Below are 22,199 nucleotides of genomic sequence, written 5' to 3'. Positions count from 1 at the left end.
CTTTTTGTGTGTTTTCGACCCTTCTTAGCACTCCACCTGGGAGACGCTAAAGCCCATCGTCTTGGCCAAGCCGCCGAGGGAGGTCTCCTTGTACTTGGAGAGCATATCGCGGCCCGTATCTGCCATGGTTTGTACTGCGTTATCGAGGGTGACGTGGTGGGTTCCTTCGCCCATCATTGCCATGCGAGCGGCGTTAATGGATTTCACTGCGCCGATGGCATTGCGCTCGATACAAGGGATCTGCACCAGGCCGCCTACCGGGTCACAGGTAAGGCCGAGATTGTGCTCAAGGGCGATCTCTGCGGCATTTTCTACCTGGGCAGGCGTAGCGCCGAGGAGTGCTGCCATTCCTGCAGCGGACATGGATGAGGCGGAGCCGACTTCGCCCTGGCAGCCGACCTCGGCGCCGGAAATGGAGGCATTCTGTTTGATGATCATGCCGATTGCCCCGGCGGTGAGCAGGTATCGGCGTGCGGATTCTCGGCAGAAGTCACCGTGGAAATCACGCGCATAATGCAGCACGGCAGGAATAATGCCGCAGGCGCCGTTGGTGGGCGCGGTAATAACGCGGCCGCCCGCAGCGTTTTGCTCGTTGACCGCTAAGGCGAAGAGGTTGACCCATTCCATGGCGGAAAAACCGGAGTGTGGGTCATTTTTCTGCTCGAGCAGCTGCGCATACATCTTGGGAGCGCGCCGCGGCACGCGGAGGCCACCGGGCAAGAGGCCCTTGGTGGAAATGCCATCGGTCACGCATTCGCGCATGATGTCCCATACGAGGTCCAAGTGGCGCAAAACGTAATCCGCGCCGCCTTCGTCTTTATGGAGTACTTCCTCATTGGCGAGGACAATTTCCCAAATATCTTTGTCGTTGGCCTCGCAGAGATTGAGCAACTCTTCGCCGGTGGTGAACTCGTAAGGCACGGTGTCTTCTACGGTTGCTGCGGCAACGCCGGCGGGCACTTCGTGGCTATCGGCTACCTCTGCATCTAGCTCTTTGCGGGAGAGGATGAAGCCCCCGCCGACGGAGAAGTACTGTTCATCTTCAGCAAGGGTGTTGCCATCTGCGTCCCAGGCCTGGAAGATCATGCCATTGGGGTGCTGGGGCAGTGGCTCGTTCTCAAAGGAAATTTCGTAGTCGACGGTGCCAGAAGGGCCAGAAATGGTGCCTTCGCTGGGGATTATGCCGCCGGCTTGAGGCTCGGCATCGATGGGAACGGTCAGCGGCTCCCAGCCGGCGAGTCCCAGAATGACGGCGCGGTCGGATGCGTGGCCACGCCCCGTGGCGGCAAGCGAACCGCGCAGCTCTGCGGATACGCGGGCGGGGTGGGTATCGAGGGATGCTAGAAATTGCTTCGCGGCGCGCATTGGTCCCACCGTGTGCGAAGAGGATGGACCGATGCCGATGGCGAAAATGTCAGTAACGCTAATAGTCATGGTGAAAGCCTTAAGAAACCTTTCTTCGTTGCAAGAGAGTTAACAGTCCAAGAGCATGAAAAAGAGATTTTCTCAGGCGCGGGGATTCAGGTCGAACATTCTAAAATTCAAGCGTAGAGAAATATGTGAGATGTATCAATTTTAGAATATGCGACAGGTATTGTGGCGCTAGTGCTTTCCGTCGTATTGGGACAAAATCTGCTCAAACGGCAGGAATTCCTCGTCCGTTCCGATTCCAGTAGGGCGGGAATGGGGGCCGGGCTTGGGGGCATCGGCAAGCCCGGCGACCCGATCCGTGGGGCGGATCATCTGATCCGCAAGCTGCGTGGCGGCACGCTCGATACGGCTGCGAATGCGCGTGCCCTCGGCGGTCCCCAGATCCTCAGTTGCCTGAAAAATGCCGGTCGGAACGACGTGGGCGTGCAGGTAATTCAACAGGGGGCGCAGCGCATAGTCCAAGATGAGCGCGTGGCGCGGTGAACCGCCCGTAGCGGCCAAGATAGTGGGCAGCTCCTCCAATGCGTGCGCATCCAAGACATCAAAAAACATCTTGAACAGCCCGGAATAGCTGCCTTGGAAGGCAGGCGTGACGGCAATAAAGCCATCGGCCGTAGAAAGCATCTCTTTTGCTTCATCTAATTGGGGCGTCGGGGCCGCCCAATTGGTCATGGCCGTGGCCAACTCAGGAGCAAGGGTGCGCACCTCAATGATGTGGGTGGTCACGCCTTCACCGCGTGCGGAAATCTTCGCTTCGGTGGCTTCTGCAATAGTCTCAGCTAATTGCCGGGTAGACGAAGGCTCCGAGAGCCCGGCCGTGAGGACAACCAAAGATCGCATTGTTTAGTCCTCCTTTCCAGGGCTTACGCGAAAGTGTGGGGAATCTGGGTGCTGCTTGAGCGTGGCATGCGTTGGTGGGTCTGAGGGTACATGGTCTGGTCGTCGCTGCTCAAAGCGCCGTCGGAGCTCCGGGACGACTTGCGTGCCAAGAATTTCTATCTGCTTGAGCACCACTTCTTGCGGCAAGCCCGCGTGATCAACGAGGAAAAGCTGGCGTTGGTAATCGCCCACATAGTCCGCAAATTTCAGGGTGCGCTCAATAACCTGCTCCGCAGTGCCCACGGTCAGCGGGGTGTAATCAGTAAATTCCTCCAGGCTCGGTCCGTGCCCGTACACGGGGGCGTTATCGAAGTACGGGCGGAAGAACTTCTTTGCTTCCTCTTCAGTATCGCCAATAAATACCTGGCCGCCGAGCCCCACGATGGCTTGGTCGGCTTGGCCGTGGCCATAGGATGCAAAGCGGCGTCGATATATATTGACCATCTTGGCCGTGTGTTCTTGATTCCAGAAAATATTATTGTGGAAGAACCCGTCGCCGTAATAGGCGGCTTGTTCGGCAATCTGCGTAGAGCGAATGGAACCGTGCCATACGAACGGCGGGACGCCATCAAGGGGAGCCGGGGTAGAGGTAAACGCCTGCAACGGAGTGCGGAATTTGCCCTCCCAGTTGACGCTATTTTCCCGCCACAGGCGGCGCAGCAGGTGGTAATTTTCCACGGCCAACGGGATGCCTTGGCGGATATCTTTGCCAAACCACGGGTAGACGGGGCCAGTGTTGCCGCGCCCCATCATCAGGTCCACGCGGCCGCCGGAGAGGTGCTGTAAAAAAGCGTAATCTTCCGCGATCTTTACCGGATCATTGGTGGTAATCAGCGTCGTGGAGGTAGAAAGCTGCAAGCGCTCGGTCTGCGCTGCGATATAGGCTAGATGGGTTGTCGGAGAAGACGGAACGAAGGGCGGATTGTGGTGCTCGCCGGTGGCGAAGACATCGAGGCCTACTTCTTCTGCCTTGAGCGCGATTTCCGTAATATTGCGGATTCGCTCCGCCTCAGACGGGGATTCGCCCGTCGTTGGATCGGTGGTGACGTCTCCAACCGTAAAAATGCCAAATTGCATGATATCCCTTTCTACCCTTGTTGCGTACCTAAAATCATTGTACGTGACATGTCAACAACAAGGAAGGGGGAGATTATTCCCAGCGGGGTAAAGAAGGGCCGGGAGTTAGCTATAGACCCCGCGCCCCAAGGTGTCGCACTCAGCCATCCGGCCAGAATTATAACCAGCAAGGAAAGCCTGCTGGCGTTGCTCAGAAGACCCGTGCGTCCACGCATCGGGCTGAACCTGTCCGGTGGAACGGCGCTGAATATTATCGTCACCCACAGCCTGCGCCGCGGTGACCGCATCCGCAACTTGCTGTTGGGAAATCGGCTCAAGCAGAGCATCCTCGCCCTTATCCGCGTGAGAGGCCCAAATCCCCGCGTAGCAATCTGCCTGGAGCTCGATCTTTACCGCGTTTGAATCCGCGCCGGGGTCGTTATAGTCAGAAAGCTGCAGCGTGCCCTCGAGTTGCTGAATGTGGTGGCCAAACTCGTGGGCGACGATGTACATCTGCGCGAACGGGGCATTGTGTGCACCATAGTTGCTCAGCGAATCGAAAAACGTGGTGTCAAAATACGCCGATTGGTCGGCGGGGCAATAAAACGGGCCAGTGGCTGAAGACGCAGTGCCGCAACCGGAATTGGTGGAGCCATTGAAAATAACCCGGCCAGGGTTGGTGTATTCGATGCCGGCTTGCTCGGGCAGCTCGGCGGTCCACACATTGTCCACGCTCATGGCGGTAAACATGACTCGGCAGTCGTCGTATTTATTGCCGTCTTCTGCCGTTTGACAGTGATCGAAGGCAGAATCATCGGCGCCAGACTGGGTGCCGGATTGTGACTGTTCATTGCCCAGGAGGGCGCCAATATCTGAGGGGTTTCCTCCCAATAAGAGGTAGAGCCCTACAAGCACGACGGAACCAATGCCGCCGCCTATGGCGAGGCCACCGCCACCGCCGGAGGTTGCGCGCTGGCCATCGAAATCGGCAACAGATTTAAAGGTCATGTCTAGATAGTGCCACACCTTTTCGGCCGCGGCAGTGCGCAGCGAGGCCATTTATTCCCGGCGGGGTTAGCGGTGCCGGGGCTGCTTGCCTGCGCGGTGGCTTAAGTGGGCTTAATAGGGGCGAAAGTGGCGGTGGGATGTAGAATTGGCCAAGTTCCTAGTCTTGTGCTTGGTTGGGCGCGCGCTGTTTACGCGTGGCTGGACCCGCAAGTAACTCCATTTCAGAAGGGATTGAATTATAGTGCTGCGTACCCATTTGGCCGGTGAGCTCCGCAAAGAACTGGCAGAAGAGACCGTAACCCTAACCGGTTGGGTCTCTCGTCGCCGTGACCACGGCGGCGTCATCTTCATTGACCTGCGCGATCGTTCCGGCATTGCCCAGGTAGTCTTCCGTGAATCCGATGTGGCAGAGCGCGCCCACGACCTGCGTTCGGAATACTGCGTCAAGGTAACCGGCGTGGTGGAGCCGCGCCCAGAAGGCTCCGAAAACCCGAACCTGCCTTCTGGAGACATCGAGGTCAACGTGACCGACCTGGAGGTGCTCAACAAATCCGCAGCGCTGCCCTTCCAGATCGATGATCCCTCTGCCTCTGGCGAGGTAGGCGAGGAGACCCGCCTGAAGTACCGCTACTTGGATCTGCGCCGCGAGCGCCAGGCAAAGGCATTGCGCCTGCGCTCCGCTGCCAACCGCGCGGCCCGTAACGTGCTGGATAAGCACGACTTCGCCGAAATCGAAACCCCTACCTTGACCCGCTCCACCCCAGAGGGCGCGCGCGACTTTTTGGTCCCTGCCCGTCTGAAGCCGGGTTCTTGGTACGCGCTGCCGCAGTCGCCGCAGCTATTCAAGCAGTTGCTGATGGTGGCCGGCATGGAGCGCTACTACCAGATTGCACGGTGCTACCGCGATGAGGACTTCCGCGCAGACCGCCAGCCGGAATTTACCCAACTGGACGTAGAGATGTCCTTCGTGGATCAAGACGATGTCATCGCGCTTGGTGAAGAGATTGTCAAAGAGCTGTGGAAGCTCATCGGCTACGACATTAAAACCCCAATCCCGCGCATGACCTATGCCGATGCTATGAAGTACTACGGCTCCGATAAGCCGGACCTGCGTTTCGACATCAAGATTGTCGAGTGCACGGAGTTCTTCAAGGACACCACCTTCCGCGTATTCCAGAACGAATACGTCGGTGCCGTAGTCATGGACGGCGGTGCATCGCAGCCGCGCCGCCAGTTCGATGCATGGCAGGACTGGGCCAAGCAGCGCGGTGCCAAGGGCCTTGCCTATATTACCGTCGCAGAAGACGGCACCCTGGGTGGGCCAGTGGCCAAGAACATCACCGACGCAGAGCGCGAGGGCATCGCCGAGCACGTTGGTGCAAAGCCCGGTGACGCCATCTTCTTCGCTGCCGGAGATACCAAGTCTTCCCGCGCGCTGCTGGGGGCGGCCCGCGGTGAAATCGCCAAGAAGCTCGACCTCATCAAGGATGGCGACTGGGCCTTTACCTGGGTCGTTGATGCCCCGCTTTTCGAGCCTTCTGCCGATGCCACCGCTTCCGGCGACGTGGCCTTGGGCCACTCCAAGTGGACCGCGGTTCACCACGCCTTCACCTCGCCGAAGCCGGAGTGGATCGATTCCTTCGATGAGAACCCGGGCGAGGCCACGGCGTACGCCTACGACATCGTGTGCAACGGCAACGAGATCGGCGGCGGTTCCATCCGTATCCACCAAGAAGACGTCCAAAAGCGCGTCTTCGAGGTGATGGGCATCGGCGATGAGGAAGCGCAGGAGAAGTTCGGCTTCTTGCTTGACGCCTTCTCTTACGGCGCACCTCCACACGGCGGCATCGCCTTTGGCTGGGACCGCATCGTTTCCCTTTTGGGCGGCTTTGACTCCATCCGCGACGTTATTGCCTTCCCGAAGTCCGGTGGCGGCGTGGATCCGCTAACCGATGCCCCCGCGCCCATCCCTGCCGCACAGCGCAAGGAAACCGGCGTGGACTTCAAGCCGGAGAAGAAGGGAAGCGGCGAAGAGGAAAAGGCCGCGAACAAGGGGCAGGAGAACTAGTTCCTTAGGCTCGCTATCACGACACCATTTTCAGGTTAAGCGGGGCGTGCGCCTTCGCCGCAGCGGAAATTTGTGCGGCAAGGGTGTAGCCCCGCTTTGTGGTGGAGGGCATACTGGATAGAACTATGGTTGATACACAGACATTGCTTTCGACCGATGAGGTCATTAGTGCCGCATCGGAAATGTTGTCGCGCCGCTTTGGTGGCACGCCAGAAATGTCGGACGTTGAGGATTTAGGCGGGTCCGGCAATGCCTTAGTTCTGCGCGCGAAGGTTGCCCCTAGCGCCTTTTTGCCGCATCGCTCTGTGGTTATCAAATACAATCCAGTAACCGGCTACGGCGTTGATGACGCAGCGATGCTGCGGGAGGTCGTGGCCTACCAATTCACCACCGCCTTAGCTGAAGACGTGCGCCCTGGACCCGTGCTGCTCGCACACGATTTAGACCGGCGCATCATCGTGTTGACGGATTTGGGCGAGGCCGAAACGCTCGCGGATGTGCTTTTAGAATCCTCCGATGAGGATCGCATTCGGATCCTGCGCTCTTTGGGCACGGCATTGGGGCATATTCACGTAGGAACCGCAGATCATGAGCAGGATTTCGAGACCCTACTCAACCGCACCTTGCGGCATAACCCGGAATATGCGGACCACCAATCCGTGCGCGATCAATCCTTGTATCGCTCCATCGGCATTGGGCTCAACCTGCTTGATGAGGCGGGACTCAAAGCCCCGGATAGTTTCCGAAGCTTGGCCGATCAAGCCGCTGAATCCCTCGCCTCAGGCAAGGATAGGGCCTTTACTCCCTTCGATCTATCGCCGGATAACATCATCGTTTCCAAGCGCCTGCACTTCTTGGACTATGAATGGGCCGGCTTCCGGAACGTGGGCTTTGACGTCGCCTGCGTTATCGCGGGCTTCCCGCAGTTCCTGTTTTCTAAGCCCATTACGGATAAGGAAGCAGATACATTCCTCGCAGCATGGTCGCGTGAGGTATCTGAGGTGTGGCCGCGCTTTGCCGATGAAGACGAACTGCACGGGCTTATCGTCGCTTCCCTCATCGGCTGGGCCTTGTCGAGCGTGACCACGATGCACGCCGGGGGAATTGAGGGATTGGTTGCCCTTGCTAGCGGCGACGCGGAGATTGTCCATGACCCAAAGCGTTCGATCCTGCGCTCGCCGGAAAGCGGGCCTTTTAATGAGGACGAACTTTTGGTGCGCCAAGACCTCTATGAAACCTTCGACGCGCTCGCGCGCTACGCCGCCCAGTGCGGAACCGCACCATGTACGGCAATCGCGGAATTTGGCACCATCGTTGCCCGCTGCGTCCACGACGACTAATCACTACACCTTTCTGGGGAGCTAAAACCACATGAGCCAGGATTCTCTCTTCGGCGCCTCTCCCAATGCCGGCGGCACTATGGGAGGCGATGGCTCGTCATCGTCTTTTCCCACGGCCAATCTCTTTGCCACGCACTCCGGCTCGCCCTTGGCCGCCCGCATGCGCCCACAAACCCTAGAAGAGGTTGTGGGGCAAGACCACCTTCTTGCCCCGGGCAAGCCGCTGCGCCGCCTAGTCGAAGGCTCCGGCGAAGCCTCGGTCATTTTGTATGGTCCCCCTGGGACCGGCAAGACGACGATTGCCTCGCTCATCGCGAGCCAGATGGGCCAAAACTTTGTTGGTCTCTCCGCCCTCGATTCAGGGGTGAAGCAGGTGCGCGAAGTCATTACCCATGCCCGGCAGGAACTCATCCACGGCCGCAGGACAGTGCTTTTTATCGATGAGGTTCACCGCTTCTCCAAAACCCAGCAGGACGCCTTGCTGGCAGCGGTGGAAAACCGGACGGTGCTGCTCGTCGCTGCGACGACCGAAAACCCATCCTTCTCGGTCGTCTCGCCGTTGCTTTCCCGCTCGCTTCTACTGCAACTGCACTCGCTGAGCGAAGAGGACCTCAAGGGCGTAGCGCGCCGCGCGTTAGAAAGCGACCGGGGACTAGGGGAGCGCGACTTAACCATTACTGATGAGGCGTTAAGTCAGCTCGTCGTGCTCTCTGGCGGTGACGCCCGGCGCAGCCTGACCTACCTCGAAGCGGCCGCGGAAGCAGTTGATGATGGCGGCGAGATCACTGCGACCACGATTACGGATAACGTGAATCGGGCGGTGGTGCGCTATGACCGCGACGGCGATCAGCACTACGACGTGACCTCCGCCTTCATCAAGTCCATCCGAGGCTCCGATGTCGATGCCGCGCTGCACTATTTAGCGCGCATGGTCGAGGCCGGCGAGGATCCCCGGTTTATTGCCCGCCGCCTGATGGTTCATGCCTCAGAAGATATTGGCATGGCAGATCCCACCGCCTTGCAAGTCGCCGTTGCTGCCGCAGAGGCGGCGCAACTGATCGGCTTGCCGGAAGCACGCATTCCACTGGCGCAGGCCACGATTCACCTTGCAACGGCGCCGAAATCACCGTCCGTTATCGCTGCCATCACTAAGGCGCAGGCCGATGTCGCCGCCGGCAAAGTCGGCCACGTGCCGCCGCACCTGCGCGATGGTCACTATGAGGGTGCCAAGCGGCTGGGCAATGCGACGGGGTATTCCTATCCTCACGATGATCCGCGCGGGGTAGTGGAGCAACAATACTTGCCCGATGAGCTCGAGGGCACAGTATATTACGAGCCCACCGAGCACGGCGCTGAGAAGCGAATCTTTGACTATATTGGCCGTTTGCGCAGGATACTTCGCGGGAAGCGACGATAAGTGCAAGCCGGCTTGGCTGGTTTTGGCCCCACCGATGGGCAAGACCTGCCAACCAGTAGGTAAAGTTGGGTGGGTTAGAAAGCTTCTTGATGGAAGATAAAAGCTTAGACAGTTAGGATTATTGCTCGTGAAGACTCATGAGATCCGGGAACGGTTTACCCAGCACTTCGTCAATTCTGGTCACGAGGTTGTCCCCAGCGCCTCTTTGATCCTGGATGACCCTAACCTGCTTTTCGTTAACGCGGGCATGGTGCCCTTCAAGCCCTATTTCTTGGGCCAGCAGACCCCACCATTTTCCCAAGGCCTTGCCACCTCTATCCAAAAGTGTGTGCGCACCTTGGATATTGAGGAGGTGGGCATTACCACCCGCCACAACACCTTCTTCCAAATGGCGGGTAACTTCTCCTTTGGCCAGTACTTCAAGGAAGGCGCCATTTCCAATGCATGGAACCTGCTGACCAAAGATGTAGCAGACGGCGGGTTTGGCCTTGACCCAGAGCGCCTGTGGGTCACCGTGTACCTCGATGACGATGAGGCAGCGGAAATCTGGCGCGATAAGATCGGCGTGCCAGAAGAGCGCATCCAGCGCCTTGGCATGGAAGATAACTACTGGTCCATGGGCGTGCCGGGTCCGTGTGGTCCTTGCTCGGAAATTTATTACGATCGCGGGCCCGAATACGGCAAAGACGGCGGCCCGATCGCAGACGATAACCGCTACATGGAGATCTGGAACCTCGTGTTCATGCAAAATGAGCGCGGCGAGGGGACCGGAAAAGGCGATTTTGAGATCGTCGGAGAGCTGCCGAAGAAAAACATCGATACCGGTTTGGGTATCGAGCGCGTCGCCTGCCTGTTGCAGGGAGTAGACAACGTCTACGAGACCGACCTGTTGCGGCCAGTTATTGACGTTGCCGAGGAGCTGACCGGCGCCACCTACGGCGAGAAGGCAACGCACCAGGATAATATTCGCTTCCGCGTGGTGGCTGACCACTCGCGCACCGGCATGATGCTCATCTTGGATGGCGTTACGCCAGGTAATGAGGGCAGGGGCTATATCCTGCGCCGCCTGTTGCGCCGCATCATTCGCTCAGCAAAGCTGCTCGGAGCCGAGGACGCCACCATGGAGCGCTTCATGAATACGGTCATGGACACCATGACCCCGTCGTATCCTGAGATTGCGGATAACCGCGAGCGCATCCTCCGCGTGGCCATCAATGAGGAAAAGGCGTTTTTGAAGACGCTGGAGTCTGGCACCAAGCTTTTCGATGAAGCCGTGGATGACCTGCGCTCCACCCACCGCGCGAAGACCCAAAAGGTGCTCTCCGGTGATAAGGCCTTTGAGCTGCACGATACCTACGGTTTCCCCATCGACCTCACCCTGGAAATGGCGCAGGAAGCCGGCCTTGACGTGGACATGGAAGGCTTTAACGCCGCCATGGGCGAGCAGCGCCGCCGCGCCAAGGCCGATAACCAGGCTAAGAAGCACGGCCACACTGACCTTTCCTTGTACCGCGACTGGGTGGATAATAACCCCACCGTATTCACTGGTTATGAGGAACTGGTCTCGGGTGCAAACGTCATCGGTCTGGTCAAAGACGGCCAGAAGGTCAACGAGGTGCACGAGGGCGATGAGGTTGAGGTCATTTTGGACCACTCGCCGCTCTACGCTGAGTCCGGCGGACAGATGGCTGACCGCGGCCGCATTTCTGCGGGCGAATCGCTCTTGGAGGTCAATGACGTCCAGAAGATTGGCAAGAAGCTGTGGGTACACAAGGCTTCCGTTACCGCCGGCGGACTAGACCTCGGCATGTCCGTCGAGGCTTCCGTCGATGAGAAGTGGCGCCACGGTGCAACCCAGGCGCACTCGGCCACCCACCTCATTCACGCAGCCCTGCGACAGGTGCTGGGGCCCACGGCGGTGCAGGCAGGCTCGCTTAACCGCCCGGGCTACCTGCGCTTCGACTTCAACTACACCGAGCAGTTGAGCCAGGAGCAAATGGAAGAAATCGCCCTGATTACCAACCAGGCGATCGATTCCAATATGGCCGTCAACACCATCGAGACCTCGCTGGAAGAGGCCAAGGCAATGGGCGCTATGGCCCTGTTCGGTGAAAACTACGGCAACCAGGTGCGCGTGGTGGAAATCGGCGGACCATTTTCCATCGAGCTCTGCGGCGGCACCCACGTAGGTTCCTCGGCAGAAATCGGCCCCGTTTCCGTGCTTGGTGAGTCCTCGGTAGGCTCCGGTGCCCGCCGCATTGAGGCTTACTCCGGCATGGATGCCTTCCGATACTACTCCAAGGAAACCGCGCTGGTAGAAGGTGTTTCCCGTGAGTTGAAGGTGCAGTCTGAGGAACTCCCAGAGCGCATTTCGCAGCTTTCGGAGCGACTCAAGGCCGCAGAGAAGGAAATTGAGGGCCTGCGCAAGGCACAGTTGACCGCGCGCGCCTCTGAAATCATTGACTCGGCTACCGAGGTCAATGGGATCAAGACAATTACGCTGCAGCTTCCCGATGGCACCTCGGGCGGCGACCTGCGCACCGTGGCCACCGATATCCGCAACCGCATGAAGGACACAGCCGCTGTCATCGTGCTCGGTGCAGTGGATAAGGGTAAGTTCCCGTTCATTGCCGCCGCTACGGGCAAGGCGGTGGACCAGGGAGTGAAAGCTGGGGACATCGTCAAGCGCCTCGGCGAATACGTCAATGGTCGCGGCGGCGGCAAGCCGGACATGGCGCAGGGGTCCGGCACCGCGCCGGAAGGTGCACAGCGGGGCTTCGAAGCCGTCAAGGATCTTTTGCAGTCGCGCTAAGGACTTATTGTGGCAAAAGTTGAACCAGATTCCCCGGGTGTCAATGACCCAGGCGAAGGCCGCCGGTTAGCACTCGACGTAGGCACAGTGCGAATTGGCGTCGCGGTATCCAACCGCGAGGCCACCCTCGCTACTCCTGTGGAAACCGTTCCCAGGAAGACCGGTTTCAAAGACCGCGATCAAGAAGACATTGATCGTATTCTGGAGCTTATTGGGGCATATTCCGCGGTAGAAGTCATTGTTGGTTTGCCGCGTGATTTACAGGGAAATGGCTCAAAAAGTGTAAAACACGCGAAAGAAATTGCGTTTCGGATTCGACGCCGCTTGAATCAAGATGAAAATATAGATAAAGTTCCACCACCAGTACGCTTGGCTGATGAACGTTTGACGACGGTAGCGGCAACCACCGCGCTGCGCGCGTCCGGCGTGTCCGAAAAGAAGGGCAGAAAAATCATTGACCAAGCTGCAGCGGTGGAAATACTACAGTCCTGGCTGGATGGGCGTGCTAACGCGCTCCGCTCGGATGATGCAGTAGCCCAGCCTTCAAACTCAGGAGACTAAACACGTGAGCCGTAACCAACAACGCCTCGGGCGATCGATGGATGATAAGTACGTCAAGCGGCGCCAGCGCGGCATCGCCGTGGTGGTCGCATCCGTCATCGTCATTTTAGGAGCTCTGATCTACATCGGAGTACGTATCAGCACTTCTTCGGCCGACTACGAAGGGGCCGGTAACGGCACCACGCAATTGGTGGAGGTCCCCGAAGGGTCCACCATGTCCGAGCTGGGACCCACGCTTGTGGAAAAGAATGTGGTCAAAACCCAAGAGGCATTTGACTCGGCGTCCTCGATGAACCACAGTGCCAGCCAGATTCAGCCTGGCTTCTACCGCCTGCAGGAAGAAATGAGTGCGGCGAATGCGGTTGAGGCATTGCTCGATGAAAATAATCGTGTGGACATGCTTGAGGTCCAAGGCGGTGCAACCCTGGAAGATGTGAAGGTCGTTGGCGGCGACGTGCGCTTCGGCATCTACTCCTTGATTTCTCAGGTTAGCTGCGATGACGGCAACTGCCTGGAGAAGGAAGAGCTGGAAAAGGCGGCGGCGGAAACCGATCCTAAGGAACTCGGAGCACCCGATTGGGCACTGGACGCTATCAAGAAGCGCGGCAATGACCCGAAGCGTATTGAGGGCCTAATTGCCCCTGGTCAGTATGTCTTGGACCCGAATATGAGCGCCAAGGATATCTTGAAGGACCTTATTACCCGCTCTGCCAAGCGCTATGAGGAAACCGATATCGAAAATCGCGCTAAGGCCATCGGTTTGTCGCCGTACGAGCTTTTGACCTCTGCCTCTTTGGTGGAGCGTGAGGCGCCCGCCGGCGAATTCGACAAGGTCGCCCGCGTCATCCTGAACCGCTTGGACGAGCCGATGCGCCTGGAGTTCGACTCCACCGTGAACTACGGGCTGGAAGACGTTGAGCTTGCCACCACCGATGAGGCGCGTGGTGAGAAGACGCCGTGGAATACCTACGCCAAGGAAGGCCTGCCGGATACGCCGATTTCCTCGCCTTCTGATGAGGCAATCCGCGCCATGGAAGAACCTGCCGATGGTAACTGGAAGTTCTTCGTCACCGTGGATAAGGACGGCACCACCGTGTTCTCTGATACCTACGATGAGCACCTGGACCGCGTGGATGATGCCATCCGCTCCGGCGTCCTCGACTCGCAGCGCGAGGGCGAAGGAGCAGGCGCCGGCAACGGCGATGCCGCCTCGGATCAACCGGCTGAATAGGCCGTAGGCCGCAGTCAGAAAGGTAGAGACGAACCCATGCCGCGCGCCGCAGTACTCGGTAGTCCCATCGCTCACTCCTTATCGCCTATCCTGCACAACGCAGGGTATGGCGCAGTCGGGCTTAAGGACTGGTCCTATACCCGCTTTGAGGTTACGGACGATACCCTCGCCCCATTTTTGGAAGATTGTGGTCCCGAGTACCGCGGCTTTTCCGTGACCATGCCCGGTAAATTCGCCGCGCTCGAGGTTGCGGAAGAACAAAGCGAGCGGGCACAGCTCATTGGCTCGGCCAATACCTTGGTTCGCACCCAGCACGGTTGGCGCGCGGACAACACAGATACTGAGGGCGTGCGCGGCGCGCTGCAAGAACTCATCGGGCTCCGGCCCGTGTCTCAGGCCCTTATCATTGGCGCGGGTGGAACCTCCCGTCCGGCGCTGTGGGCTTTAGCAGAACGCGGAATCGACCAGGTAACCATCTTGAACCGCTCGAACCGCCAAGCAGAGCTCCAGCCTTTGGCGGACCGGCTGGGACTCAATCTGCAGTACGCTACTTTTGACGATGATCTCGAGGATCTTTCTCGCTCCGCGGATTTGATTATTTCTACCGTTCCTTCGGCAGCGTTAGAGGATTATCGCTTCCAGCTTGCCCACGCCCCAGTACTCGATGTGATTTATCATCCGTGGCCCACGACGCTCGCCGCCTGCGCCGCTGCGAATGGCTATTTCACCGTGGGTGGGCACGTCATGCTGGCACATCAAGCATTTAGTCAATTCGAGCAATTTACCGGTCTTACCGCACCGCGCGAAGAGATGGTTGCGGCACTGCAAGAAGAGCTTCGCCTTCGCAATCTCTAATCTTTCTGGGAATACGCCCATGTGCGCCGCCATGCCATGAAGAGTGGCAGGGCGGCGCTTAGCCTTATGTCATGGGGATTTTCGGGGGAATAGTTTATGGCCTGTGGGCGTGCGCGTTGTTCTGGTGGGACATCCGCGAGCGACGGTTGCCTGATGTGCTGACGATCCCTGCCGGGATTCTATCTGTCACTTTTGTCAATTGGGGCGGTCTATTGTGGCCGGTGCTATATCTCCTGGTCGCGCTGCGGGGTGCTGGCATCGGCGGGGGAGATATTAAATTGGCCTTGCCGCTAGGAATGCTCGTTGGCGCTGTGGCAGGACCATTGGCCGTTCTCATCGCCTGTGGCGGCGCCGCCGTAATCACCTTGCTGGCAAGCGGTGTAGGGCGCGTCAAGGGCAGCGTGCCTCACGGTCCCTCGATGGTGGTATCCGCTGGGCTGGTCATGGTCTTACATACCCTCTTTGAGGGGGAGGCGAATATATTGGGGTGCCTAGTTGCTCCTTGTGGATAGGTGCCGTGCGATAATACCCGCATGCTTCGTTGGACTACCGCTGGTGAATCCCACGGCCAGGCACTGATCTCCATGTTGGAGCACATGCCGGCCGGAGTGCCCATTACCCGTGCTGATATTTCCCATCAGCTTGCACGGCGCCGCCTAGGGTACGGCCGCGGTGCGCGCATGAAGTTCGAAGCCGATGAGGTAACGCTGCTCGGCGGCGTCCGCCATGGGCTGACCATTGGTAGCCCCATTGCCATCATGATTGGCAATACTGAATGGCCGAAATGGACCACCGTCATGTCCGCAGATCCCATCGATATGGAGGATGAGGACGTAGCCAAGGCGATGAATTCGGGCCGGGGTGCACCCTTGCAGCGCCCGCGCCCAGGCCACGCCGATTTCGCGGGCATGGTGAAGTATAACCACAGCGAGGCCCGCCCCATCTTGGAGCGCTCTTCTGCCCGGGAAACCGCCGCACGTGTTGCCGCTGCGACTGTAGCGCGCAACTTCCTGCGGGAAACTGTGGGCGTTGAGGTTTTCTCCCACGTGATTTCCATTGGCGGATCGCAGCCCTATGCGGGTGCTTCCCCGAGCTTTGTGGATATCGAGGACATTGATAATTCTCCGGTGCGCGCCTTTGACAAGGACGCCGAATCCGCGATGATTTCAGAGATTGAAGCCGCAAAAAAACAGGGCGATACCTTAGGCGGCATCGTCGAGGTGATAGTCGATGGCCTACCGATTGGCCTGGGCTCACATATCTCCGGCGATGACCGCTTGGATGCACAGCTTGCCGGGGCTTTGATGGGCATTCAGGCCATCAAGGGCGTAGAAATCGGCGATGGCTTCGAAGAAGCGCGTCGACGCGGCTCCGAAGCCCACGATGAGATGGTCCGCACCGAAGATGGTATCACAAGGCTAAGCAACCGGGCCGGGGGCTTGGAAGGCGGCATGACTAATGGACAGCAATTGCGTGTCCGGGCCGCCATGAAACCGATTTCCACGGTGCCGCGCGCCTTGCACACGATTGACATGGAAACAGGTGCGGATGCAACCGCAATTCACCAGCGTTCAGATGTCTGCGCCGTGCCGGCCGCAGGAGTGGTGGCTGAAGCCATGGTCTCACTCGTGCTAGCGCGGGCAGTTTTAGATAAATTTGGCGGGGATAGCTTGAGCGAAACCACCCGCGCCATTGCTGCATATGAAGAATACGTATCGCAGCGTCTCGCCTTTAACCAGGAGTAAATGATGACAACCCCAACCGATGTAACGGGACAGCCACATCCTTGCGTCGTTTTGATTGGCCCGCCAGGTGCGGGAAAATCCACGATTGGCCGCCGGCTTTCGCATGCGCTGAATTGCGATCTGGTGGACTCGGATCACCTGATTGAAATGGCCGAGGGAAAACTCTGCGGTGAGGTCTTTAGTGAGAAAGGCGAACCAGCGTTTCGCGAGCTTGAGGCCGAACATGTCACTGCAGCCCTGCAGAAGGGTGGGGTAATAAGCCTTGGTGGGGGCGCGGTGATGACGGCCTCCACGCGTGAGCTTTTGGAGCGCCACACCGTCGTATTCCTCGATATTTCCGCAGAAGAAGGCGCGCGCCGCACGGCCGGTGATCGCAACCGTCCGGTATTAGCGGCGGATAATCCGGTTGAACACTATCGTTCTATCGTGGAAACGCGCAGGCCCTTCTACCTGGAAGTCGCTGATTTCCGCGTGCGCACGGATACTCGCTCCCCGCAGCAGGTCGTGGGCGATATCCTGGGCTTTTTAGAAACCCTCTAGGCGGGTAATTAACCCCGCGCGATCCTGCAGGCTATCGCTCCGTAGAAAGGACAACCTCATGCCCACCATCGCCGTTAACGGACCGAGTCCCTATGAGGTCCGCATTGGGGCAGGCCTCAGCGAAGATATCGCACGGCGCTGCGCGGACACGGGCGCCGATAAGGCAGCGATCATCTTCCAGCCCGCCCTGCGCACCGCCGCAGAAGAACTTGCGGCAGCCGTAGAAGCACAGGGCGTCATCCCCGTCTTGTGCGAGGTACCGGACGCTGAGGCGGCCAAGCAGCTTAGCGTAGTGGGAGGCGTGTGGGATCGCCTTGGTGAGGCCGGCTTTAGCCGCAGCGATATTGTCATCGGTTTAGGCGGCGGGGCCACCACCGACATGGCAGGGTTTGTCGCTGCCGGATGGATGCGCGGAATTAAAGTGATTCAGGTTCCTACGACCCTGCTTGCCATGGTGGATGCCGCAGTGGGCGGGAAAACTGGAATCAATACTAAGGCTGGGAAGAATCTCGTCGGAGCCTTCCACGAGCCGGATTCTGTATTCGTCGATCTGGAACGCCTAGACACGCTGCCACAGGCGGAGATCGTGGCTGGTTCCGCTGAGATCATTAAGACTGGGTTCATTCATGATCCGCTCATTGTAGAGCGCTACGTGGAAAATCCAGATGCTTGCCTTGACCCACGCGGTGTCCTGCCCGAATTGATTGAGCGTTCCATCGCGGTGAAAGCTGCGGTGGTGGGAGAAGATCTCAAGGAAGCCGGGCTGCGCGAGACCCTCAATTATGGGCATACCTTTGGCCACGCGGTAGAAAGGCAAGAAAAGTATGTGTGGCGCCACGGCAATGCGGTAGCCGTAGGAATGATGTTTATTGCCCATCTTTCCCATCGCCGGGACCTGATAGATGCAGAACTGGTGGATTTGCACCGCAGCATCTTGCGCAATATCGGCCTGCCTACGACGTATCAGCCTGGCAAATTCGCGGAATTATATGAGGCGATGACCCATGATAAGAAAAATCGCGATGGGAAGATACGCTTCGTGGCTCTGACCGGAATCGGTGCGACGACGCGGATAGAGGGTCCTTCGCGCGAAGAATTAGAAGCGGCGTATGCCGCCATCACGGAGTAGATATGAAAATCGTTGTTCTCAATGGTCCGAACTTAAATAGGTTGGGAAAACGCCAACCGGACGTCTATGGTTCCACGACGCTGAGCGATGTTGAAAAGCTCGTGTCTGATCGTGCGGTGAAGCACGGGGCAGACATCGAGTTTTTCCAGTCTAATTTTGAAGGCGAGCTCATCGAGAAGGTCCACGCGGCCGCCGATGCTGGTAGTGCGGTCATCATTAACCCAGGTGGTCTGACGCATACCTCCGTTGCTTTGCGCGATGCCTTGGCAGAGATTGCCGATGGCGCCGGGTTCGTGGAAGTGCATATCTCCAACGTGCATGCTCGCGAAGAATTCCGCCATCATTCTTATCTAAGCCCCATTGCCCGCGGCGTCATCGCCGGCCTAGGGGTCTTTGGATACTGCGCCGCAGTAGACTATCTGTGCCAATAATCGCCGACCCGAAACGCGCCCTTTCGGCCGCAAGCGGTAAGTAGGTACTGAACCTGGCCATCGTCGCCGCGGAAATGGATATAGTGGAAGAATAAATTCTTACACTTCAATACGATCCCCGCAAAGGATGATTTTATGGCACTTGCAGATACCCGTTTCAGCGATCGCCGCCGGAAGCTAGCCGCCGAATTAGCTGGTCAGCGCATTGACGCGGTATTGGTAACCCACTTAATCCACGTCCGCTACTTGTCCGGATTCTCCGGCTCCAACGGTGGGCTTTTGCTGCGCAAGGATCTCTCCGCGCTCATGGCTACCGATGGCCGCTATACCACCCAGATTGCCCAAGAAGTTCCGGATCTAGAAGCTGTAGAGGGCCGCGCTGTAGGTAAGGTGCTATTGCAGCAGTTCGATGATGCTCAGTCGCCGGTTCGCGTCGGTTTTGAAGCTGACTACATGTCCGTATCGGAATTGGAAGATCTGAAGGATTCTGCACCGGATGGGGTCACCTTGGTACCCATTTCCGGAATCATCGAAGATATCCGCATCACGAAGGATCCTGTAGAACTGGAAAAGCTGGAGGAGATCGCAGCGATTGCTAACCAGGCATTGGAGGACCTCCTTGCCGCAGGCTCGCTGCGGGCGGGCCGCACGGAGCGCGAAGTTGCCGCTGACCTGGAATTTCGCATGCGCATCCTGGGATCGGAGCGAGTGAGCTTCGATACCATCGTGGCCTCTGGCCCTAACTCCGCAATGCCGCACCACGGCGCGGACGATCGCGTGATAGAAGATGGGGACTTGGTCACCATCGATTTTGGTGCCCACCTGCGCGGATTTAACTCTGACTGCACCCGCACCTACGTCGTGGGCACGGCAAACGACTTTGCCAAGGAAATCTACGATGTGGTGCTGCGCGCCCAGCAGGCTGGTGTCGAGGCTGCGGTAGCGGGCGCTTCGCTTTCCGATGTCGATGCTGCCTGCCGTACCATCATCGCCGACGCCGGATATGGCGACTACTTCGTGCACTCCACCGGACACGGCGTGGGCTTGGACGTGCACGAGGCCCCCTTTGCCGCCACGACCGGTAAGGGAGAGCTGGCCCCGGGAATGACCCTGACCATTGAGCCGGGCGTGTATGTGCCGGGCAAGGGCGGCGTGCGCATCGAAGATACGCTCATCATCACCGATGGAGCCCCAAAGATCATTACCGCCGCTTCCAAGGACTTTACGGAGCTGCCGGTATAGGTAGGCTTGGTCCCGTGCCCTCTCCCTCCTAGGGGGAGAAGATTTTAGGGGGTACCGGTAGCCCGGCGGGTGCGGGCTATCCGGTAGGCTTATACTTTGCTTTCAACCTTTCAACCACAATATTCGGGAGTTTAACCGCAATGGCTGATACTACTGATTTCAAGAACGGACTCGTTCTCAAGATTGACAACAAGCTGATGCAGATCACCGAGTTTCAGCATGTGAAGCCGGGCAAGGGCCCAGCGTTCGTGCGCACCAAGCTTAAGGACGTTGTTTCCGGAAAAACCGTGGACAAGACCTGGAACTCGGGCGTCAAGGTAGAAACCGCTACGGTGGACCGTCGCGACATGACCTACCTGTACAACGATGGCACCAGCTATGTCGTCATGGATGAAAAGACTTTCGAGCAGTTCGAGCTCTCGCCGGAGAAGTTTGGCGATGCTGCCCGTTTCCTGCTGGAGAACATGCGTGTGCAGGTGTCCTTCTACGAAGATGAGGCATTGTTCGCGGAGCTTCCTATCTCCGTTGACCTCAAGGTAGAGCACACCGAACCAGGTCTGCAGGGTGACCGTTCCTCCGGCGGCACCAAGCCCGCCACGCTGGAGACTGGCGCCGAGATCCAAGTTCCGCTGTTCATTGAAATCGGCAATGTACTAAAGATCGATACCCGCACCGGCGAGTACCTGTCCCGCGTCAACAACTAGGGCTTTATCTTGTCTGATAACACTGCTAAGCGGGATATCAACTATAAACGGCATACCGCGCGCTATCGGGCGCGGCGGCGCGCAGCGGATATCCTCTATGAAGCGGAGAACCGAGACGTTGATCCCGTCGCCATCGTTGAGGATCGCGTTGCCTTGGCGCGCGAGGATCGCCACGCTGTAGCGCCGATTGCGGACTACACCAAGGTCATCGTCCAAGGCGTAGCAGAAGAGCTAGACGCTATCGATGACACGATTTCGAGGTACCTTTCCCAGAACTGGGAGCTGCACCGGATCCCCGCTGTCGACCGCGCGATCCTGCGCCTTTCGGTCTGGGAGCTGCTATTTAATCCGGACGTTCCCACCGCGACGGCCGTCGTCGAAGGCGTGGAGCTGGCCTCGCAGTATTCCCACGATCAAGCCGCACCGTATATCCACGCGGTCTTGGATGACGTCGCGCAATCTCGTTCTGAGTTAAGCCCGATGAATAACGTCGGTCAAGAGGAAGAAAGCGACGACGCGGAAGCCGAGGATTCCGAGGATTCCCAAGAGGACTCCGCGCCTTCGACGCACGCAGAAACGCCAGAGGAGTCAGGGGAAGCATCCCCGAGCGCGGAAACGGAAGCGGACAACTCCTAGCTCATTTCTAGTTCCCCGGCTTGCTTAGTTATAGAGGCAAAGAACCGGCCGGGGTACTACTCCTGCCTCCCTCGATGCGAGACGCCGCGGGAGCCAGCCCCGGTTCGCCCGGTCCACCCGCTCCACACCCTGGCGTTTGTACACTGTGTGTCATGGGTAAATTTAAGATCAAAGATGCGCTAGACCTGCGCGCCGGAAAAACCTTTCGGCTTGCAGATGTCGATCCCACGGCGACTCCAGGATTCGATGGCTCAAAGTCCGACCTAGAGAACCGCTTCGAACGCTATGACGATGAGCTCTATGATTTGCAGGAGCGCCTTTTTGCTAATGGCAGGGCACATAGCGATGACGCACCTTCGCTCTTAGTGGTCCTGCAAGGCATGGATACCTCCGGCAAGGGCGGGGCGATTCGTCACGTCTTTTCCGTCTTTGATCCGCAGGGTACCAAGACCGTGGGTTTTGGTAAGCCCACGGAAGAGGAAATGGAACACGATTTCCTGTGGCGCATCCGCAAACACGATCCGGTTCCCGGCCAGGTAGTGGCCTTTGACCGTTCCCACTACGAGGACGTCTTGATCCAACGCGTGCACGAGTGGGTAGATGAGGAAGAAATCGACCGCCGCTTTGAGGCGATTCGTGAGTATGAGCAAGAGCTCGCCGGAAAGCGGGTAAAGATATTGAAGGTCTTTTTGCACATCTCACCGGAGTTCCAAAAGGAAAACCTCATCGAGCGAACCGAGCGTGAGGATAAGTACTGGAAGTACGATCCTTCAGACCTTGAAGAGCGCGGCTATTGGGATAAATACATGGCCGCCTATGAGGATGCCATTCGCCGGACGGATGAGCTTTGGGCACCATGGTTTGTTATCCCCACGGACAATAAGAAGTACGCGCGCATGGCCTTGAAGTACCTCATTGTCGATGCGCTGCGGCACTTGAACCTGTCGTGGCCCGCGCCCGAATTCGATCCGGAGGCAGAAAAGCAGCGCATCCTCGATGCGGACTAGGCACTAGCCGCGGCGCTGAGACCCTAAGGAAGCTTGGATTCTAGGGGTCGTTGCAACAATGATGGTTACTTTGGTGTGATACTACCGGTTTGTGTCAGGGCGCTTGT

At 58.3% G+C, this 22,199-nt stretch carries 20 protein-coding genes; 16 read left to right on the top strand and 4 right to left on the bottom strand.

Annotated features, from left to right (window positions below):
* Nucleotides 1-24: 24 nt before the first annotated feature.
* The 4 genes from ABRP84_RS10790 to ypfJ form a co-directional block, all read right to left on the bottom strand.
* Nucleotides 25-1,434 (bottom strand): L-serine ammonia-lyase, encoded by a 1,410-nt coding sequence (locus tag ABRP84_RS10790; protein ID WP_349853756.1) that lies wholly within the window; start codon nucleotides 1,432-1,434, stop codon nucleotides 25-27.
* Nucleotides 1,435-1,602: 168 nt separating this feature from the next.
* Nucleotides 1,603-2,271 carry an FMN reductase gene (locus ABRP84_RS10785; RefSeq protein WP_349853754.1) on the bottom strand — a complete coding sequence of 223 codons (669 nt, stop codon included), beginning with the start codon at nucleotides 2,269-2,271 and terminating at the stop codon, nucleotides 1,603-1,605.
* Nucleotides 2,272-2,274: 3 nt separating this feature from the next.
* Entirely contained in the window at nucleotides 2,275-3,387 is a 1,113-nt protein-coding gene (locus ABRP84_RS10780) for an LLM class flavin-dependent oxidoreductase (RefSeq protein WP_349853753.1), read from the bottom strand.
* Nucleotides 3,388-3,492: 105 nt separating this feature from the next.
* A complete protein-coding gene (ypfJ, locus tag ABRP84_RS10775) occupies nucleotides 3,493-4,374 on the bottom strand; it encodes a KPN_02809 family neutral zinc metallopeptidase (protein WP_349853751.1) in 882 nt (293 codons plus the stop codon).
* 241 nt (nucleotides 4,375-4,615) lie between these two features.
* Here ypfJ and aspS point away from each other — a divergent pair, with 241 nt between their 5' ends.
* The 16 genes from aspS (at nucleotide 4,616) to ABRP84_RS10695 (ending at nucleotide 22,092) form a co-directional block, all read left to right on the top strand.
* A complete protein-coding gene (gene aspS / locus ABRP84_RS10770; protein ID WP_349853749.1) occupies nucleotides 4,616-6,442 on the top strand; it encodes an aspartate--tRNA ligase in 1,827 nt (608 codons plus the stop codon).
* A 125-nt stretch (nucleotides 6,443-6,567) separates the two neighbouring features.
* Nucleotides 6,568-7,782, top strand: a complete 1,215-nt coding sequence (locus ABRP84_RS10765) for a phosphotransferase family protein (RefSeq protein WP_349853748.1) — start codon at nucleotides 6,568-6,570, stop codon at nucleotides 7,780-7,782.
* A gap of 31 nt (nucleotides 7,783-7,813) precedes the next feature.
* Nucleotides 7,814-9,199, top strand: coding sequence for a replication-associated recombination protein A (locus ABRP84_RS10760; RefSeq protein ID WP_349853747.1), 1,386 nt, complete (start codon nucleotides 7,814-7,816; stop codon nucleotides 9,197-9,199).
* Nucleotides 9,200-9,326: 127 nt separating this feature from the next.
* A complete protein-coding gene (alaS, locus tag ABRP84_RS10755) occupies nucleotides 9,327-12,011 on the top strand; it encodes an alanine--tRNA ligase (protein ID WP_349853745.1) in 2,685 nt (894 codons plus the stop codon).
* A 9-nt stretch (nucleotides 12,012-12,020) separates the two neighbouring features.
* Nucleotides 12,021-12,572, top strand: coding sequence for a Holliday junction resolvase RuvX (ruvX, locus tag ABRP84_RS10750; protein WP_349853743.1), 552 nt, complete (start codon nucleotides 12,021-12,023; stop codon nucleotides 12,570-12,572).
* A 37-nt stretch (nucleotides 12,573-12,609) separates the two neighbouring features.
* A complete protein-coding gene (mltG, locus tag ABRP84_RS10745) occupies nucleotides 12,610-13,803 on the top strand; it encodes an endolytic transglycosylase MltG (RefSeq protein WP_349853762.1) in 1,194 nt (397 codons plus the stop codon).
* Between the two features lie 36 nt (nucleotides 13,804-13,839).
* A complete protein-coding gene (locus ABRP84_RS10740; RefSeq protein ID WP_284796087.1) occupies nucleotides 13,840-14,658 on the top strand; it encodes a shikimate dehydrogenase in 819 nt (272 codons plus the stop codon).
* A 71-nt stretch (nucleotides 14,659-14,729) separates the two neighbouring features.
* Nucleotides 14,730-15,170 (top strand): prepilin peptidase, encoded by a 441-nt coding sequence (locus tag ABRP84_RS10735; RefSeq protein ID WP_349853742.1) that lies wholly within the window; start codon nucleotides 14,730-14,732, stop codon nucleotides 15,168-15,170.
* A 21-nt stretch (nucleotides 15,171-15,191) separates the two neighbouring features.
* On the top strand, nucleotides 15,192-16,403 hold the full coding sequence (gene aroC / locus ABRP84_RS10730) for a chorismate synthase (protein ID WP_023022537.1): 1,212 nt from the start codon (nucleotides 15,192-15,194) through the stop codon (nucleotides 16,401-16,403).
* Nucleotides 16,404-16,943: a shikimate kinase gene (locus ABRP84_RS10725; protein WP_349853740.1), complete on the top strand. Its 540-nt coding sequence runs from the start codon at nucleotides 16,404-16,406 to the stop codon at nucleotides 16,941-16,943. It begins immediately after the preceding gene.
* 58 nt (nucleotides 16,944-17,001) lie between these two features.
* Complete coding sequence (aroB, locus tag ABRP84_RS10720; protein WP_023022532.1) at nucleotides 17,002-18,072, top strand: 3-dehydroquinate synthase; 1,071 nt, start codon at nucleotides 17,002-17,004, stop codon at nucleotides 18,070-18,072.
* Nucleotides 18,073-18,074: 2 nt separating this feature from the next.
* The gene (aroQ, locus tag ABRP84_RS10715; protein ID WP_023022530.1) at nucleotides 18,075-18,503 is read left to right on the top strand and encodes a type II 3-dehydroquinate dehydratase; all 429 of its coding nucleotides are present in this window, start codon (nucleotides 18,075-18,077) and stop codon (nucleotides 18,501-18,503) included.
* 135 nt (nucleotides 18,504-18,638) lie between these two features.
* Nucleotides 18,639-19,745, top strand: a complete 1,107-nt coding sequence (locus tag ABRP84_RS10710; RefSeq protein WP_349853738.1) for a M24 family metallopeptidase — start codon at nucleotides 18,639-18,641, stop codon at nucleotides 19,743-19,745.
* Between the two features lie 140 nt (nucleotides 19,746-19,885).
* Nucleotides 19,886-20,449: an elongation factor P gene (gene efp / locus ABRP84_RS10705; protein ID WP_005283196.1), complete on the top strand. Its 564-nt coding sequence runs from the start codon at nucleotides 19,886-19,888 to the stop codon at nucleotides 20,447-20,449.
* Between the two features lie 9 nt (nucleotides 20,450-20,458).
* Nucleotides 20,459-21,085: a transcription antitermination factor NusB gene (gene nusB / locus ABRP84_RS10700; RefSeq protein ID WP_502879811.1), complete on the top strand. Its 627-nt coding sequence runs from the start codon at nucleotides 20,459-20,461 to the stop codon at nucleotides 21,083-21,085.
* Between the two features lie 152 nt (nucleotides 21,086-21,237).
* Complete coding sequence (locus tag ABRP84_RS10695) at nucleotides 21,238-22,092, top strand: PPK2 family polyphosphate kinase (RefSeq protein ID WP_349853736.1); 855 nt, start codon at nucleotides 21,238-21,240, stop codon at nucleotides 22,090-22,092.
* Nucleotides 22,093-22,199 lie beyond the last annotated feature (107 nt).

It is taken from the genome of Corynebacterium sp. KPL2861 (assembly GCF_040225475.1).
Lineage (GTDB): Bacteria > Actinomycetota > Actinomycetes > Mycobacteriales > Mycobacteriaceae > Corynebacterium.
Note: the sequence above shows the minus strand (reverse complement) of the source record. Positions and strands in the feature narration are given on the sequence as shown.

What these genes read in the sequence shown, in the direction of transcription:
- ABRP84_RS10790 (WP_349853756.1), bottom strand. Translation starts at nt 1,434, where the DNA reads ATGACTATTAGCGTTACTGACATTTTCGCCATCGGCATCGGTCCATCC.
- ABRP84_RS10785 (WP_349853754.1), bottom strand. Translation starts at nt 2,271, where the DNA reads ATGCGATCTTTGGTTGTCCTCACGGCCGGGCTCTCGGAGCCTTCGTCT.
- ABRP84_RS10780 (WP_349853753.1), bottom strand. Translation starts at nt 3,387, where the DNA reads ATGCAATTTGGCATTTTTACGGTTGGAGACGTCACCACCGATCCAACG.
- ypfJ (WP_349853751.1), bottom strand. Translation starts at nt 4,374, where the DNA reads ATGACCTTTAAATCTGTTGCCGATTTCGATGGCCAGCGCGCAACCTCC.
- ABRP84_RS10765 (WP_349853748.1), top strand. Translation starts at nt 6,568, where the DNA reads ATGGTTGATACACAGACATTGCTTTCGACCGATGAGGTCATTAGTGCC.
- ABRP84_RS10760 (WP_349853747.1), top strand. Translation starts at nt 7,814, where the DNA reads ATGAGCCAGGATTCTCTCTTCGGCGCCTCTCCCAATGCCGGCGGCACT.
- mltG (WP_349853762.1), top strand. Translation starts at nt 12,610, where the DNA reads ATGGATGATAAGTACGTCAAGCGGCGCCAGCGCGGCATCGCCGTGGTG.
- ABRP84_RS10740 (WP_284796087.1), top strand. Translation starts at nt 13,840, where the DNA reads ATGCCGCGCGCCGCAGTACTCGGTAGTCCCATCGCTCACTCCTTATCG.
- ABRP84_RS10735 (WP_349853742.1), top strand. Translation starts at nt 14,730, where the DNA reads ATGGGGATTTTCGGGGGAATAGTTTATGGCCTGTGGGCGTGCGCGTTG.
- aroC (WP_023022537.1), top strand. Translation starts at nt 15,192, where the DNA reads ATGCTTCGTTGGACTACCGCTGGTGAATCCCACGGCCAGGCACTGATC.
- ABRP84_RS10725 (WP_349853740.1), top strand. Translation starts at nt 16,404, where the DNA reads ATGATGACAACCCCAACCGATGTAACGGGACAGCCACATCCTTGCGTC.
- aroB (WP_023022532.1), top strand. Translation starts at nt 17,002, where the DNA reads ATGCCCACCATCGCCGTTAACGGACCGAGTCCCTATGAGGTCCGCATT.
- aroQ (WP_023022530.1), top strand. Translation starts at nt 18,075, where the DNA reads ATGAAAATCGTTGTTCTCAATGGTCCGAACTTAAATAGGTTGGGAAAA.
- ABRP84_RS10710 (WP_349853738.1), top strand. Translation starts at nt 18,639, where the DNA reads ATGGCACTTGCAGATACCCGTTTCAGCGATCGCCGCCGGAAGCTAGCC.
- efp (WP_005283196.1), top strand. Translation starts at nt 19,886, where the DNA reads ATGGCTGATACTACTGATTTCAAGAACGGACTCGTTCTCAAGATTGAC.
- ABRP84_RS10695 (WP_349853736.1), top strand. Translation starts at nt 21,238, where the DNA reads ATGGGTAAATTTAAGATCAAAGATGCGCTAGACCTGCGCGCCGGAAAA.